Below are 15,642 nucleotides of genomic sequence, written 5' to 3'. Positions count from 1 at the left end.
GAGTTTCAAGGAGTTTTCCGTTTCGACTGCGCCGGAAGTGGGGCGAATTATAGGCCTCCAGAATCTGCCGTCAACCCTTAATTTCGCTTTTCTTTCAATAACTTGCCGACAGGTCAAAAAAGCACCCGATTCCCTCTATATAGAAGAAAGAGATACCACCCCTTCTATATAGAGGAAGCCATCAAAGCACCCCATCCTCTTTCATCGCAGCCACCGCCCCAGCCCCCAGACCCAGCACCCGCTGCAAAACCTCCAGCGTATGTTCGCCCAGCAAAGGAGGCGCACGACGGTACTCAACAGGAGTGCGAGACAACCGAATCGGACTGGCCACCTGCGGCACCATCCCCGCCAGAGCATGTGGCAGCTCAATCGCCAGCCCACGGGATTTCACCTGCGGATCCTCGAACACCTGCGACAGATCATTGATCGGCCCGCACGGCACACCCGCCTGCTCCAGTTGAGCCACCCACTCGGCGGTCGTCTTGAAGACCGTCGCCTGGCGGATCAGTGGAATCAGCACCGCCCGGTTCGCCACCCGCAGCTTATTAGTCGCGAAACGCGGATCGTCCGCCCACTGCGGCTGCCCCGCCACTTCTGCAAATTTGCGGAACTGCCCGTCATTGCCCACGGTAAGAATGAAGTCGCCATCGGCCGTAGGAAAATCCTGGTACGGCACGATATTCGGATGTGCATTCCCCAACCGCTTCGGTGCATTGCCCGTCGTCAGGTAATTCATCGCCTGGTTAGCCAGACATGCCACCTGCACATCCAGCAACGCCATATCGATGTGTTGACCGCCGCCATCGTGATCACGGTGAGCCAGTGCCGCCAGGATCGCCACAGTCGAATACAACCCCGTCAGAATATCCGTGAGCGCCACACCGACCTTCACCGGCCCGGCGCCCTCATCACCTTCAGGTCGCCCGGTGAGGCTCATCAGCCCGCCGAGCCCCTGAATCATGAAGTCATAACCCGCGCGCTTGGCATACGGCCCGGTCTGGCCAAAACCAGTGATCGAGCAATAGATCAGATCCGGATTGATCGCCTTCAGCGACTCATAGTCCAGACCATAAGCCGCCAACCCACCGACCTTGAAGTTCTCGATCAGGATGTCCGACTTGGCTGCCAGCTCCCGTACAAGTTTCTGACCTTCGGGACGCGTGAAGTCGATCGTCACCGATTGTTTGTTGCGGTTGGCCGACAGGTAATACGCCGCCTCCGACGTATTCTCGCCGTAAGCGTCTTTCAGAAAGGGCGGCCCCCAGGCACGAGTGTCATCACCATTGCCCGGGCGCTCGACCTTGATCACTTCCGCCCCAAGGTCGGCAAGAATCTGCCCGGCCCATGGGCCGGCCAGCACTCGCGACAAATCCAGTACCCGCAGATGCGACAGCGCGCCCATGGTCGCTCTCCTATTAATAGAACGCCTGCAGGCCGGTCTGTGCACGACCGAGGATCAGCGCATGAACGTCGTGAGTACCTTCATAGGTATTCACCACTTCCAGGTTGACCAAGTGACGGGCCACCCCGAACTCATCGGAGATCCCGTTACCGCCCAACATGTCACGCGCCATACGAGCGATATCCAGAGACTTGCCGCAAGAGTTGCGCTTCATGATCGAAGTGATTTCAACCGCAGCGGTGCCTTCATCTTTCATGCGACCCAGACGCAGGCAGCCTTGCAGCGCCAGAGTGATCTCGGTTTGCATGTCCGCGAGCTTCTTCTGGATCAACTGAGTCGCAGCCAACGGGCGGCCGAACTGTTGACGGTCCAGGGTGTACTGGCGAGCGGTGTGCCAGCAGAACTCCGCCGCGCCCAGCGCGCCCCAGGAGATGCCATAACGTGCAGAGTTGAGGCAGGTGAACGGACCTTTCAGGCCACGTACGTCCGGGAAGATGTTCTCTTCCGGCACGAACACGTTATCCATGACGATTTCACCGGTGATCGAGGCTCGCAGGCCGACCTTGCCGTGAATCGCCGGAGCGCTCAGGCCTTTCCAGCCCTTCTCCAGCACGAAGCCGCGGATGTCCCCAGCGTCGTCCTTGGCCCAGACCACGAACACATCAGCGATCGGGCTGTTGGTGATCCACATCTTGGCGCCGGTCAGGCTGTAGCCACCATCCACTTTGCGTGCACGAGTAATCATCGCGCCCGGATCGGAACCATGGTTCGGCTCGGTCAGACCGAAACAGCCGATCCATTCGCCGGAAGCCAGTTTCGGCAGGTACTTCTGCTTCTGTGCTTCGGTACCGAACTCGTTGATCGGCACCATGACCAGCGAAGACTGCACGCTCATCATCGAACGGTAGCCGGAGTCAACGCGCTCGACTTCACGAGCAATCAGGCCGTAGCTGACATAGTTGAGACCGCTGCCACCATACTGCTCGGGGATGGTCGCGCCCAACAGGCCGACCTCACCCATCTCACGGAAGATCGCCGGGTCAGTCTTCTCATGGCGGAAGGCTTCGAGCACGCGCGGCGCGAGGCTCTGCTGGGCGAATTGCTCGGCAGTGTCGCGGATCATGCGTTCTTCTTCAGTCAGCTGTTGATCCAGCAGCAGGGGATCGATCCAGTTGAAGCTAGCTTTACCGCCCATGAGTGAGTCCTCGCAAATCGGGTGAATTAACGTGGCATTGATCCTAGGCCCGCTTCGTCATCCCGGCAAACGAGGATTTCGCATCCTGTTGTGCTAATTTCTCACTCCGAAACGTCGCGAAATGCCGATTGAGCGATGTATTAGTGAGGTTGACGTACATGCGCCGCAAGATACCCAGCACCACCGCCCTGATCAGCTTTGAAGCCGCCGCCCGTCACGAGAGCTTTACCAAGGCCGCCGAAGAACTTTCTCTCACCCAGGGCGCCATTTGCCGACAGATCGCCAGCCTTGAGGACTTCCTCAGCGTCGAACTGTTCCGACGCTCCCGTCGCGGGGTGAAGCTGACGGAAGCAGGTCTTTCCTACAGCCGCCGGGTTGCCACTCAACTCGACGCCGTGGAGCGCGACACCCTCTCGGTGATGGGTCAGCAGGGTACCAATGTGATCGAGCTCGCTGTGGTGCCCACCTTCGGCACGCAATGGCTGCTGCCAAGACTGAAGGACTTCCAGCTCAAGCACCCCGAAGTAACGGTCAACCTGACCAACCGTACCCGCCCGTTCCTGTTTGCCGACACCGACTTCGATGCCGCCATCTATTTCGGCGATGCCGATTGGTCGGGGACGGAATCCCACCGGTTGATGGGTGAAAATCCGATGCCGGTGTGCAGTCCCGCCCTACTCGGCAGCAAGAACAGTCTCACACCCGAAGAGATCGCCGATCTGCCTCTGCTCCAGCAAACCACCCGCCCCTACGCCTGGCGGCAGTGGTTCAACTCGCAGCACCTGAACATTCCCCGCGACATGACAGGCCCACGCTACGAGCTATTCTCCATGCTGGCCCAAGCGGCCATGCACGACATGGGTATCGCGCTGATCCCACCGTTCCTGATTCAACGTGAACTGGCCGAGAAACGCCTGGTGATTGCCAACCCGAACGCACTCTCCAGCATCAAGGCGTATTACCTGATGATTCCGGAGCGAAAGGTCGAATCCGCGTCACTCAAGGCATTTCGCGATTGGCTGGTGAACCAGGCACACAGCTACAACCTAGAAGGATAAAGGCTTTCAGCGATTGCTAACCCCGTAGTCAGGATATTCAAAGCCCTACAGATATAACTATTTGTCGCAAATCGACAGACTGTATCCGAAAGTCGTACAGACGTCCCACAAGCGGCTGGCGACGTGGCTTTGAGCCTTCATTCGCGACTCATTACGACCTATTCACGTCACCGATGAGAAAATTCTTCAAATTCATCCACACTCCTTGCAAGGCACGGCCTGCAAGGGATTCAGCCAGCCATCTGCGACATTCGGTCACGGGATGACTTGTAGTTAATTTTCCGTCACCCGTCATAATCCCTTGAAGGGCATAAACTTCGCCTGCAAAATGCCGCGCCCCGCCCTGATTTGGCGGGATCGTGCTGATCGGCCGCCCCAGTCGCACCATCCGTAGTGCATGGGTTTACTCAATAAGATCACGCAGGAGATTTGACGTGCACATTGGTGTTCCTCTCGAAACCCAGACGGGTGAAACACGGGTTGCTGCAACCCCGGAAACCATCAAAAAGCTGATCGGCCAGGGTCATAAGGTCACTGTACAAAGCGGCGCTGGCATCAAGGCCAGCGTTGTCGACAGTGCCTATGAAGCGGCAGGCGCGACCATTGGCAGTGCCAGCGATGCGTTTGGTGCAGAGCTGATTCTCAAAGTGGTCGCCCCCAGCGACACCGAACTGGCGCTGATCAAGCGCGGCACGGTGCTGGTGGGCATGCTCAATCCGTTCAACAATGAAACCATCGCCAAAATGGCCGAGTGCGGGATCACCGCGTTCGCCCTGGAAGCAGCACCACGTACCTCCCGGGCCCAGAGCCTCGACGTGCTGTCGTCCCAGGCGAACATTGCCGGCTATAAATCGGTTCTGCTGGCCGCTCACTACTATCCGCGCTTCATGCCGATGCTGATGACCGCTGCGGGCACCGTGAAAGCGGCGCGCGTGCTGATTCTGGGTGCCGGTGTGGCCGGGTTGCAGGCGATTGCCACGGCGAAACGTCTGGGTGCCGTCATCGAAGCGTCCGACGTACGTCCGGCCGTGAAGGAACAGATCGAATCCCTCGGCGCCAAGTTCGTCGACGTGCCTTACGAGACCGATGAAGAACGCGAATGCGCGGTCGGCGTCGGCGGTTACGCACGTCCGATGCCGGCGAGCTGGATGCAGCGTCAGGCCCAGGCCGTGCACGAACGCGCGAAGCAGGCTGACATTGTCATCACCACCGCACTGATCCCGGGTCGCAAGGCTCCGACACTGTTGAGCGCGGACACCGTGGCGCAGATGAAACCCGGTTCGGTGGTCATCGACCTCGCTGCAGCCCAGGGCGGCAACTGCCCGCTGACCGTGGCCGATCAAGTTGTGATCGAGAACGGGGTGACCATCGTCGGCCCGACCAACCTCGCCGGTGAAGTCGCGGCAGATGCCTCAGCACTGTACGCACGCAACCTGCTGGACTTCCTGAAGCTGGTCTTCACCAAAGAAGGCCAGTTCGAAGTGAACCTCGAAGACGACATCGTCGCCGCGTGCCTGATGTGCCGCGACGGCCAAGTCATCCGCAAAAACGCCTAAGCAGGGATTCAGACGATGGAAGAGCTTATCTCCCCCGGTATCTACAACCTGATCATCTTCGTGCTGGCGATTTATGTCGGTTACCACGTGGTCTGGAACGTTACACCCGCGCTGCACACGCCGCTGATGGCGGTGACCAACGCCATTTCGGCGATCGTGATCGTCGGTGCCATGCTCGCCGCCGCACTGACCGTCACCCCGCTGGGCAAGACCATGGGCACCCTCGCCGTGGCACTGGCAGCGGTCAACGTGTTCGGTGGCTTCCTGGTCACCCGCCGCATGCTTGAGATGTTCAAGAAGAAAGCCCCGAAAGTAAAAGAAGAGGCGCCTAAGTAATGAGCATGAACCTCGTCACGACGCTCTACCTGATCGCGTCGATCTGCTTCATCCAGGCCCTCAAGGGTCTGTCGCACCCGACCACGTCGCGTCGCGGCAACCTGTTCGGCATGCTCGGCATGGCACTGGCAATCATCACCACTGTCGGCCTCATCTATAAGCTCGGTGCTGAGTTGGCGACTGCCGGTATTGGCTATGTGATCGTCGGCCTGCTGATCGGCGGCACCGCCGGTTCGATCATGGCCAAGCGCGTTGAAATGACCAAGATGCCGGAACTGGTCGCTTTCATGCACAGCATGATCGGTCTGGCAGCGGTGTTCATCGCCATTGCTGCGGTGGTTGAGCCGCAGTCGCTGGGCATCGTCAAGCAACTGGGCGACTCGATCCCGGCGGGTAACCGTCTGGAGCTGTTCCTCGGCGCAGCCATTGGTGCCATCACCTTCTCCGGTTCGGTGATCGCCTTCGGCAAGCTGTCGGGCAAGTACAAGTTCCGTCTGTTCCAGGGCGCACCGGTACAGTTCAGCGGTCAGCACAAGCTGAACGCGGTACTGGGTCTGGCGACGCTGATCCTCGGCATCACCTTCATGCTGACCGGCAACCTCGCCGCATTCGCATTGATGCTGGCCTTGGCCTTCATCATGGGCGTGCTGATCATCATCCCGATCGGCGGTGCCGACATGCCGGTCGTGGTGTCGATGCTCAACAGCTATTCCGGCTGGGCGGCGGCGGGTATCGGTTTCTCGCTGAACAACTCGATGCTGATCATTGCCGGCTCCCTGGTGGGTTCGAGCGGTGCGATCCTCTCGTACATCATGTGCAAGGCGATGAACCGTTCCTTCTTTAATGTACTGCTAGGCGGTTTTGGCAATACAGCAGACGCCGGCCCTGCCGGTGAAAAAGAAGCTCGCCCGGTGAAATCCGGTTCGGCTGATGACGCGACCTTCCTGCTGACCAACGCCGACACCGTGATCATCGTGCCAGGTTACGGCCTGGCGGTGGCCCGTGCGCAGCATGCGCTGAAGGAGCTGACCGAGAAGCTGACCCACCACGGCGTGACCGTGAAGTACGCGATTCACCCGGTGGCCGGTCGGATGCCTGGCCACATGAACGTACTGCTGGCCGAGGCCGAAGTGCCGTACGACCAGGTGTTCGAGATGGAAGACATCAACTCCGAGTTCGGCCAGGCCGACGTGGTGCTGGTGCTCGGTGCCAACGATGTGGTCAACCCGGCTGCCAAGAACGATCCGAAATCGCCGATTGCCGGCATGCCGATCCTCGAAGCGTTCAAGGCCAAGACCATCATCGTCAACAAGCGCTCGATGGCCAGCGGCTATGCCGGTCTGGACAACGAACTGTTCTACCTGGACAAGACCATGATGGTCTTCGGCGACGCGAAGAAAGTCATCGAAGACATGGTCAAAGCAGTCGAGTAACCCTCGCAGGCAATGCAGAACGCCCCGACTTGTCGGGGCGTTTTTGTTTGCGAAAAACGTCGGACAATTTGCCGCGTTGTTGCAGATCCGGTAACGGTGTTTTACTTGAAACCCGCTAAATAGACGCCTCGTTTGCGACCTTGGTAGCGGGACAGGCGCCCGCGAAATTCACTAGACTGCGCATCCTGCTACTCGCTGCCCGAGAAAATAATCCATGTACCGTGACCGTATTCGCCTGCCTTCGTTGTTGGATAAAGTGATGAGCGCCGCCGACGCCGCTGCGCTGATTGAGGACGGCATGACCGTCGGCATGAGCGGCTTCACCCGCGCCGGCGAGGCCAAGGCCGTTCCCCATGCACTGGCCGAGCGAGCCAAGGTCACGCCGCTGAAGATCAGCCTGATGACCGGTGCCAGCCTGGGCAACGACCTCGATAAGCAACTGACCGAGGCCGGCGTCCTGTCACGGCGCATGCCATTCCAGGTCGACAGCACCTTGCGCAAGGCGATCAACGCCGGCGAAGTGATGTTCATCGACCAGCACCTGTCGGAAACCGTCGAGCAACTGCGCAACCAGCAACTGAAGCTGCCGGACATCGCCGTGATCGAAGCCGTGGCCATCACCGAACAGGGCCACATCGTGCCGACCACCTCGGTGGGCAACTCGGCGAGCTTCGCGATCTTCGCCAAACACGTGATCGTCGAGATCAACCTGGCGCACAACGCCAACCTCGAAGGTCTGCACGACATCTATATCCCGACCTATCGCCCGACCCGCACGCCCATCCCGCTGGTAAAAGTCGACGACCGCATCGGCAGCACCGCGATCCCGATCCCTCCGGAGAAGATCGTCGCGATCGTGATCACCCAGCAGTCGGATTCGCCGTCCACCGTCTCGGCGCCTGATGTCGACACCAAAGCCATCGCCGATCACCTGATCACCTTCTTTAAACAGGAAGTCGATGCCGGACGCATGACCAACAAGCTCGGCCCGCTGCAGGCCGGGATCGGCAACATTGCCAACGCGGTGATGTGCGGGTTGATCGACTCGCCGTTCGAAGACCTGACCATGTACTCCGAAGTGCTGCAGGACTCGACCTTCGACCTGATCGATGCGGGCAAGCTGAGCTTTGCCTCGGGCAGTTCGATCACATTGTCGGAGCGGCGCAACAGCGACGTCTTCGGCAACCTGGAGAAGTACAAGGACAAACTGGTGCTGCGCCCGCAAGAGATCTCGAACCATCCGGAAGTGGTTCGTCGCCTGGGCATTATTGGCATCAACACGGCGCTCGAGTTCGACATCTATGGCAACGTCAACTCCACCCACGTCTGCGGCACGCGGATGATGAACGGCATTGGCGGTTCGGGTGACTTCGCGCGCAACGCACACCTGGCGGTGTTCGTGACCAAGTCGATCGCCAAGGGCGGCGCGATTTCCAGCGTGGTGCCGATGGTTAGCCACGTCGACCACACCGAGCATGACGTCGACATCCTGGTGACCGAGGTGGGACTGGCCGACCTGCGTGGCCTGGCGCCACGTGAACGCGCCCGGGTCATCATCGACAACTGTGTGCACCCGGACTACCGCCAGGCGCTGAACGATTACTTCACGACGGCCTGCGCCATCGGCGGTCACACCCCGCACATTCTGCGCGACGCCCTGAGCTGGCATATCAATCTGGAAGAAACCGGACGCATGCTGAAGGCGTAATCCGCACAGATTTTCCGCTGGCGCAAACACAGTTTCGCCAGCGGGATTCTGAAAACCTCCATTACCGTCAAAAACTGTACTGCTGTACCGGTCTTTTCCTAAGGCTTTTGCCTACTCGAATCACCGAATTGAGTAAATATGCACCAAATGGGCGCAGACAGGTACAGTTTGCGCAATTTTGACCCGTACACCCCCTATAAACAGTTAACTGGTCACTCACAATACAGGTGAACTGTATCTAGAGAGTCTGGCCAAACGAGAGGATCATGGGCACCAGTTAAACCACTACCTGATCCCGCCACAAGCGGAAGGATGTCAACCATGGAACGTACACTCAGTTCCGAACTGTTCTTCGAAGACAAAGCTGCAAAAACCCAGGCTTCCCTGCCTCTGCGCGTTATCGCCAACCTGATGTTGTGGCAGCGCCGCATCTCCAGCCGCCACCAACTGGCTCGTCTGGATTCGCGTCTGCTGGCTGACGCCGGGATTAGCGAAGCACAACGCTACGAAGAGCTGAGCAAGCCGTTCTGGCGCTAAGTAGCGTCGCTGGCTCTGGTCGCTAGACCCACCGCCAGCAACCCGAATTGAACACACAAGACCCGTCGCGGGAAACCGCGACGGGTCTTGTCGTTTTGGGCCCGGAAAACATCCGGTACAGGGGCCTGTATCAATGACAGGTACAGTTTTAATTAATAAACAACTGAACCAGTACAATTTCACTGTGGTGTATCTGCCGTGCTCATTGCATTCGGCTCAACATGACCTTCCGCCTCCATCGGCAAAAGGAAGACGTCATGAATCACTTACAGGATGTTTCAGCAGTCGCGGTCGAACGCTCTCCTCGCTTCGGTCGTCTACGACGGCTATTCAGAGGTTTCTGGCAAGGCCTGGAGCGCGCCAGGACGCGGCGCCTGCTGGCTCAACTCGATGGTCGGGATCTCGCTGATCTTGGCCTCAGCCACGCCGATCGACAGAACGAACTGGAGAAACCCTTCTGGCGCTAGCATTTTGCCCTCTGTGCGAAACCTCCCACACAGGCCTAATATCCGGGCAGAACGTGGCGAATGCCGTGCGACTGGCGTCTGACTTCCCAGACACCAAGCCACCTCTCAATACGATATTTCCAGAGGAGTTACACCATGTCCCGTCTTCGCCTGCTCAGCGCTGCCGCCCTGCTGGCCGTGGCTGCCAATGCCAGCGCTACCAGCTTCATCGTGACCACCGACGCCGTTGTTGGCGCGCTGAAGTCCTCTTCGGACGCGACTTCCGACGTCAGCTCTTCGCTGCGTGACAACAAAGTCGTGATCGCTGCCCGTGACGACGCTGCCAGCTTCGTTGCCAGCGAAGGCCAGATCCGCGGCGTGAAACTCGAGAGCGCTCTGGACCTCATCCGCCATCAGGCCCCGCAACTGAATGCGACCGACGCACAACTGGCACAAGCCATTCTGGCGATCTGAGCCGGCATTGCTGGAAGGGACATGCCAGTCATGTCCCGATGTTTCGCCGCTGGCTCTGGCCCGGGCATTACGCTAGCCTTGGGACTCGCTAACAGCACCTGAGACTCATGCGTTTTCTTTCAAATCTGCTTATCCCTTCTGTTCTGGTCACTGCTTGCTGGACGACCTCGGTCGATGCCTTTGACGTCTCGACGCAAAACACCGTTGTCAGCGGTTACGCCACCAGCATGGTGTCTTCCGCGCCTTTCGACCGTAAACTGCTGCTCGCCGCCCACGACGATGCGGCGGCATTCGTTGCCAGTGACGGCCAGTTGCGAGGCGCTCAGCTGGAATCCGCGTTGCATTACCTGCGCAAATCCCGGCCAAAACTTCATGTAAGCGACCTTGAACTGGCACAGGCAATTCTCGTCCAATAGTTATTCTTGCCCCCTCCGGAGTCGTTCCATGCGTAGCCCGCTGATTGCTGCCGCCCTTGGCCTGTTGTTGTTGGCCGATATGGCCCAGGCGCACACCCTGGTAGCCACCAGTAACATCATCGTTCGTGCCTCCCAGCGCACCATCGATTTCACTTCCGATACCACCACTTCGATCCGCGATTCGAAAATCATCCGCGAAGCCCACGATGACGCCGCCAGCTTCGTCGCCAGCAACGGAGATATCCGTGGCGCGCACCTGGAAGCCGCCCTCAACACCCTGCGCACCCGCGTGCCGGAAGCCCGCGACGCCAGTGATCAGGTACTCGCCGAAGCCATCCTCGCATTGTGAAGTCTCTCAGCGCCTGGCTGCTGGCCGGGGCGCTGCTGCTGATCGGCAGCAACGCCCACGCCAGCCTGCAACTGCGGCTCAAGACCGACGGCCTGAGCCCCGCCCAACAACAGGCCAGCCAGGCGTTGCTCGATGAAGCGATGCAGAAACTGCCGCCCAGCTTCATCGAACGCCTGGATCGACGCATCGATGTCGGCTGGACCGACGACATGCCCGCCAATGCCTATGGCCAGGCGACGCTCGTCTCCGAGCTGGACCTGAACCGCAGACTGCTCGCCAGTCTCACCGACGGCAGCGCGGCCACGCAAAAAACCAATCGCCCCCACGGCACTGTGCGGCAGGAACTGCTGGCCACGGTGCTGCACGAAATCACCCATATCTACGACCGCGCACGCCTGTGGCCGGCCGCCGAACGCACGCTGATCCAGCGCTGCACGCGCCGCAACAACAGTGCCGGGCTGATCGGCCTGCCGGATGAGTGTCGGGGGCAGAATGACCGGCGCTTCACCCTCAGCGATGACCCGCGCCTGCTCGACCTCGCCGGCTGGCAGCAATACGTCGGCCGCCGTGGCGAACGTGAACAGCACAACCGGCAAATCGCCCGCAGCCCGGATCTGTACGAGATCTCCAGTCCGAAGGAGTTCGTCGCGGTCAACATGGAGTATTTCCTCCTCGACCCGAGCTACGCCTGCCGCCGTCCGGCGCTGTATCGCTATTACAAGGAACACTTCGGCTGGGCGCCGCCGGAAAAGGACTCCTGCGCCAAATCCTTCGCCTTCCTCAATGCCGGCAACGACTTTGCCAAACAGCCGCTGGGCCAGGTCGATCCGGAGCGGGTCTACGCCATCGACTACCTGCTGGCCGAAGCAAACCAGAACTGGGTCAGCCGCTGGGGGCACAGCATGTTGCGCCTGGTGATCTGCGCCCCGGGCCGGCCACGCGGACCGGATTGTCGACTGGATCTGGACCAGCATCTGGTGCTGTCCTACCGCGCATTCGTCGGCGATGTGCAGCTGTCGAGCTGGGACGGACTGGTCGGCAAATACCCTTCGCGCCTGTTCGTCCTGCCGTTGGCGCAGGTGATCGACGAATACACCAAGACCGAACTGCGCAGCCTCGCCTCGGTGCCGCTGAACCTGTCCCGCAGCGAGATCGAAGACGTGGTCGAACACGCCGCCGAAATGCACTGGAGCTACGACGGCAATTACTTCTTCCTGTCCAACAACTGCGCGGTGGAAAGCCTGAAACTGCTGCGCAGCGGTAGCAACAATGCGCAGCTCACCGGCCTCGACAGCATCATGCCCAACGGCCTGTTGGAGGTGCTCAAGGGCCGGGGCCTGGCGGATACCAGCGTGCTCGACAATCCCAAAGAGGCGTTGCGCCTGGGTTACCGCTTCGACTCGTTCCGCGATCGCTATCAGGCAATGTTCGAGGTGCTGAAGAAGCAATTGCCGATCAAGCAGGCCAGCGTCGAGGAATGGCTTTCGCTGTCTGCCGAAGAGCGGCGGCCATGGTTCGAACGCGCGGACCTGCGCACCAGCGCCGCATTGCTGCTGTTGGAGCAGGCAAGCTTCCGTCGCCAGTTGCTGCTGGCCCAGGATGAGGTCAAGCAACGCTACCTCGGTGCCCGGGAACTGGAAAACGGCGGCATGGACAAGGCCAACGCAACGTTGCAGCAGATCCTCGCCAACAGCGGCTTCCTCAGTCGCCCGGCAGAACTGCTCGACTCTCGTGGTTATGGCCTGCCACAACCCAGCGAGTTCAGCCGACTGGAAGCCGAAAGCAGTCAGCGCCAGAAACAGCTACTGGTGCTGAGCGGTGATCTGGACAAGGAAGTGCGAGCGCTGCTGGAACCGAAGCGGGCAGCGGAGATTGCAGCCAACGAGGCCAACGTGAAGCAAATCGGCGAGCATTTGCGCAAACTGCACAAAGCCTCGGGCGGCCTGGAGCTGCCCTGAAAAACAACGCCCCTGAAAAACAAAAGACCGCAGCCTGTGAAAGGCTGCGGTCTTTTTTATTGCCTGCAAATCAGTACAGAACACCATCCAACACTTCGTAGACGATCCCGGTACCGATCGCGATCAACACGATATCGCCACCGGCCCGACGCCATTCATAGCCCGGATACACCGGCAAACGTCCCAACGCCCGAGCATCCAGCCGCTCGCCGTAATAGCCGTGCGGCAACGGCCGGCCGCGTTCCAGGCGAATACCCGGAGGCGGAGGTGCACCGCGAACGAAGTAGCCGTGATTGTCACGAATCACCTGACGCACCGGCCCGAAGTCGTGTGGTGGCGGGCCGCCACGGTGGCTGCTTTGCCAATCATGGTGATCGCCACCGCGATTGTCGTACTGACCCTGTTGCGGGCCGCCGTGGTCGTGATCGTCGCGTGGGTCAGCGCTGGCCAGCAGCGGCGTCGCGCTGATCATCAGCACGCCCAGACTGGCAATCAGACGTTTCGGCATTTTCATGGATTTTCCTCACTGCACTAACAGCAAAAAGGGACTCAGAACGTGATTCTGAATCCCTCGGTCTTGCTTGATTAGTCTGTGCCGCGAGGTGCTAATTCCTCTGTATCAGGAACTTTACCTTCAGCTGACGCGGGCCTTACGCACGCCTTCGGACAGTGCCGAACACAGGCTCAGTACGCCGTCGATGGCCTGGTCCGGCGTGGTCGCGTTGGCGATGTGATCGATCAGCGCCGACCCCACCACCACGCCATCGGCCAGACGCGCGATGGACGCAGCCTGCTCCGGCGTACGGATACCGAAACCGATGCTGATCGGCAGGTCGGTATGACGACGCAGACGCGCCACCGCTTCCTCGACGTGTTCCAGAGTCGCCGCACCGGCACCGGTCACACCGGCGACCGACACGTAGTAAACGAACCCGGAGCTGCCGTTCAACACTTTCGGCAGACGTGCATCATCCGTGGTCGGCGTAGTCAGGCGGATGAAGTCGATGCCTGCAGCCTGGGCCGGGTCGCACAGCTCCGAGTTGTGCTCCGGCGGCATGTCGACCACGATCAGGCCGTCAACGCCGGCCTCTTTGGCTTCGGCGATGAAGCGTTCGACACCGAACTTGTGGATCGGGTTGAAGTAACCCATCAGTACCAGCGGCGTGTCGCTGTTGTCCTTGCGGAACTCGCGGACCATTTGCAGGGTTTTGATCAGGTTCTGTTTGGCACCCAAAGCACGGATGTTCGCCAGCTGGATCGCCGGACCGTCGGCCATCGGGTCGGTGAACGGCATGCCCAGTTCGATAACGTCGGCACCGGCTTTCGGCAGGCCCTTGAGGATCGCCAGCGAAGTGTCGTAGTCCGGATCACCTGCGGTGACGAAGGTCACCAGTGCGGCGCGGTTCTGTTCCTTGAGTTCGGCAAAGCGGGTTTGCAGGCGGCTCATCAGTGTTTCTCCTGCTTGGAAGTTTCCATGTGGTGCATGACGGTCTGCATGTCTTTGTCACCGCGGCCGGACAGGTTGACCACCATCAGGTGATCCTTCGGCAGCTTCGGCGCGCGTTTGAATACTTCAGCCAGGGCATGGGCGCTTTCCAGTGCCGGAATGATCCCTTCCAGACGGCAGCACTGGTGGAATGCCGCAAGGGCTTCGTCGTCGGTCACCGAGGTGTACTGGACGCGGCCGATGTCATGCAACCACGCGTGTTCCGGGCCAATGCCCGGATAGTCGAGGCCGGCGGAAATCGAGTGGGCGTCGATGATCTGACCATCGTCGTCCTGCAGCAGGAAGGTTCGGTTGCCGTGCAACACACCCGGTACGCCGCCGTTGAGGCTGGCCGCGTGCTTGCCGGTCTCGATGCCGTAACCGGCGGCTTCGACGCCGATGATTTCCACGCTCTTGTCGTCGAGGAACGGGTGGAACAGGCCCATGGCGTTGGAACCGCCGCCGATGCACGCCACCAGGCTGTCCGGCAGACGACCTTCCTGAGCTTGCAGCTGTTCGCGGGTTTCCTTGCCGATCACGGCCTGGAAGTCGCGAACCATAGCTGGGTAAGGATGCGGACCGGCCACGGTGCCGATCAGGTAGAAGGTGCTGTCGACGTTGGTCACCCAGTCACGCAGTGCTTCGTTCATCGCGTCTTTCAGGGTGCCGGTGCCGGCGACCACCGGGATCACCTCGGCGCCCAGCAGCTTCATGCGGAACACGTTGGCCTGCTGACGTTCGATGTCAGTGGTGCCCATGTAGATCACGCAATCCAGACCGAAGCGCGCAGCCACGGTGGCGGTTGCCACGCCGTGCATGCCGGCGCCGGTCTCGGCGATGATGCGTTTCTTGCCCATGCGCCGCGCCAGCAGGATCTGGCCGATGCAGTTGTTGATCTTGTGCGCGCCGGTGTGGTTCAGCTCTTCGCGCTTGAGGTAGATCTTGGCGCCACCACAGAACTCGGTCAGGCGCTCGGCGAAATACAGCGGGCTCGGACGTCCGACGTAGTCGCGCTGGAAGTAGGCCAATTCCTCTTTGAACGCCGGATCTTCCTTGGCCGCTTCGTACTCGCGGGCCAGATCGAGGATCAACGGCATCAGGGTTTCGGCAACGTAACGGCCGCCGAACGAGCCAAACAGGCCGTTGGCGTCAGGGCCGTTACGCAGATCGGAGGTGTTCGAAGTCTGGGTCATGGTTCGCTCCAGCGGATTTCACGAGAAGACAATGGCGTTCACTCTACCCCTGACCTTGCAGGCTGAAAACCGATAAGATCGCCACAACCTGTCAG

At 60.1% G+C, this 15,642-nt stretch carries 16 protein-coding genes; 11 read left to right on the top strand and 5 right to left on the bottom strand.

Translation table 11 applies throughout. The annotated features are described in order from the left end of the window. Window positions 1–181: 181 nt before the first annotated feature. Window positions 182–1,402 (bottom strand): CaiB/BaiF CoA transferase family protein, encoded by a 1,221-nt coding sequence (locus AC07N4_RS18840; RefSeq protein ID WP_192559427.1) that lies wholly within the window; start codon window positions 1,400–1,402, stop codon window positions 182–184. Between the two features lie 13 nt (window positions 1,403–1,415). Then, window positions 1,416–2,597: an acyl-CoA dehydrogenase gene (locus AC07N4_RS18835; RefSeq protein WP_007953903.1), complete on the bottom strand. Its 1,182-nt coding sequence runs from the start codon at window positions 2,595–2,597 to the stop codon at window positions 1,416–1,418. A 158-nt stretch (window positions 2,598–2,755) separates the two neighbouring features. Between AC07N4_RS18835 and AC07N4_RS18830 the strand changes: the two genes are divergently transcribed. The 11 genes from AC07N4_RS18830 (at window position 2,756) to AC07N4_RS18780 (ending at window position 12,868) form a co-directional block, all read left to right on the top strand. Next, complete coding sequence (locus AC07N4_RS18830) at window positions 2,756–3,655, top strand: LysR family transcriptional regulator (RefSeq protein WP_096822463.1); 900 nt, start codon at window positions 2,756–2,758, stop codon at window positions 3,653–3,655. A gap of 434 nt (window positions 3,656–4,089) precedes the next feature. Further along, the gene (locus AC07N4_RS18825; protein ID WP_493065539.1) at window positions 4,090–5,211 is read left to right on the top strand and encodes a Re/Si-specific NAD(P)(+) transhydrogenase subunit alpha; all 1,122 of its coding nucleotides are present in this window, start codon (window positions 4,090–4,092) and stop codon (window positions 5,209–5,211) included. A 15-nt stretch (window positions 5,212–5,226) separates the two neighbouring features. Then, complete coding sequence (locus AC07N4_RS18820) at window positions 5,227–5,547, top strand: NAD(P) transhydrogenase subunit alpha part 2 (RefSeq protein WP_003187417.1); 321 nt, start codon at window positions 5,227–5,229, stop codon at window positions 5,545–5,547. Further along, a complete protein-coding gene (locus AC07N4_RS18815) occupies window positions 5,547–6,980 on the top strand; it encodes an NAD(P)(+) transhydrogenase (Re/Si-specific) subunit beta (protein ID WP_102621138.1) in 1,434 nt (477 codons plus the stop codon). Before AC07N4_RS18820 ends, AC07N4_RS18815 begins: the two co-directional genes overlap by 1 nt. Before the next feature lie 214 nt (window positions 6,981–7,194). Next, window positions 7,195–8,688, top strand: a complete 1,494-nt coding sequence (scpC, locus tag AC07N4_RS18810; RefSeq protein WP_493065540.1) for a succinyl-CoA:acetate CoA-transferase ScpC — start codon at window positions 7,195–7,197, stop codon at window positions 8,686–8,688. A 321-nt stretch (window positions 8,689–9,009) separates the two neighbouring features. After that, window positions 9,010–9,225, top strand: a complete 216-nt coding sequence (locus AC07N4_RS18805; protein WP_003220409.1) for a DUF1127 domain-containing protein — start codon at window positions 9,010–9,012, stop codon at window positions 9,223–9,225. Between the two features lie 221 nt (window positions 9,226–9,446). After that, a complete protein-coding gene (locus AC07N4_RS18800) occupies window positions 9,447–9,692 on the top strand; it encodes a DUF1127 domain-containing protein (RefSeq protein WP_425220345.1) in 246 nt (81 codons plus the stop codon). Window positions 9,693–9,827: 135 nt separating this feature from the next. Then, a complete protein-coding gene (locus tag AC07N4_RS18795) occupies window positions 9,828–10,145 on the top strand; it encodes a DUF2388 domain-containing protein (protein ID WP_085713004.1) in 318 nt (105 codons plus the stop codon). 107 nt (window positions 10,146–10,252) lie between these two features. Further along, window positions 10,253–10,561, top strand: a complete 309-nt coding sequence (locus AC07N4_RS18790; RefSeq protein WP_102621140.1) for a DUF2388 domain-containing protein — start codon at window positions 10,253–10,255, stop codon at window positions 10,559–10,561. Between the two features lie 28 nt (window positions 10,562–10,589). Next, window positions 10,590–10,910 carry a DUF2388 domain-containing protein gene (locus tag AC07N4_RS18785; protein WP_065260625.1) on the top strand — a complete coding sequence of 107 codons (321 nt, stop codon included), beginning with the start codon at window positions 10,590–10,592 and terminating at the stop codon, window positions 10,908–10,910. Beyond that, window positions 10,907–12,868, top strand: coding sequence for a DUF7844 domain-containing protein (locus AC07N4_RS18780; protein WP_273539435.1), 1,962 nt, complete (start codon window positions 10,907–10,909; stop codon window positions 12,866–12,868). The genes AC07N4_RS18785 and AC07N4_RS18780 overlap by 4 nt, the downstream gene beginning before the upstream one ends. Window positions 12,869–12,938: 70 nt before the next feature. Here the strand turns inward: AC07N4_RS18780 and AC07N4_RS18775 are convergent, their stop codons facing one another. The 3 genes from AC07N4_RS18775 to trpB all read right to left on the bottom strand — a co-directional run bounded on the left by AC07N4_RS18775 (window position 12,939) and on the right by trpB (window position 15,547). Continuing rightward, entirely contained in the window at window positions 12,939–13,382 is a 444-nt protein-coding gene (locus AC07N4_RS18775; protein ID WP_096822457.1) for an anti-virulence regulator CigR family protein, read from the bottom strand. A 120-nt stretch (window positions 13,383–13,502) separates the two neighbouring features. Next, window positions 13,503–14,315: a tryptophan synthase subunit alpha gene (trpA, locus tag AC07N4_RS18770; protein ID WP_007953915.1), complete on the bottom strand. Its 813-nt coding sequence runs from the start codon at window positions 14,313–14,315 to the stop codon at window positions 13,503–13,505. Continuing rightward, complete coding sequence (trpB, locus tag AC07N4_RS18765; RefSeq protein ID WP_085713009.1) at window positions 14,315–15,547, bottom strand: tryptophan synthase subunit beta; 1,233 nt, start codon at window positions 15,545–15,547, stop codon at window positions 14,315–14,317. The genes trpA and trpB overlap by 1 nt, the downstream gene beginning before the upstream one ends. Between the last annotated feature and the right edge of the window lie 95 nt (window positions 15,548–15,642).

The sequence above is a fragment of the Pseudomonas sp. GW821-FHT09E04 genome, assembly GCF_059416185.1.
The sequence above is the reverse complement of the archived record's forward strand: the minus strand, read 5'-3'. Positions and strand labels throughout refer to the sequence as shown.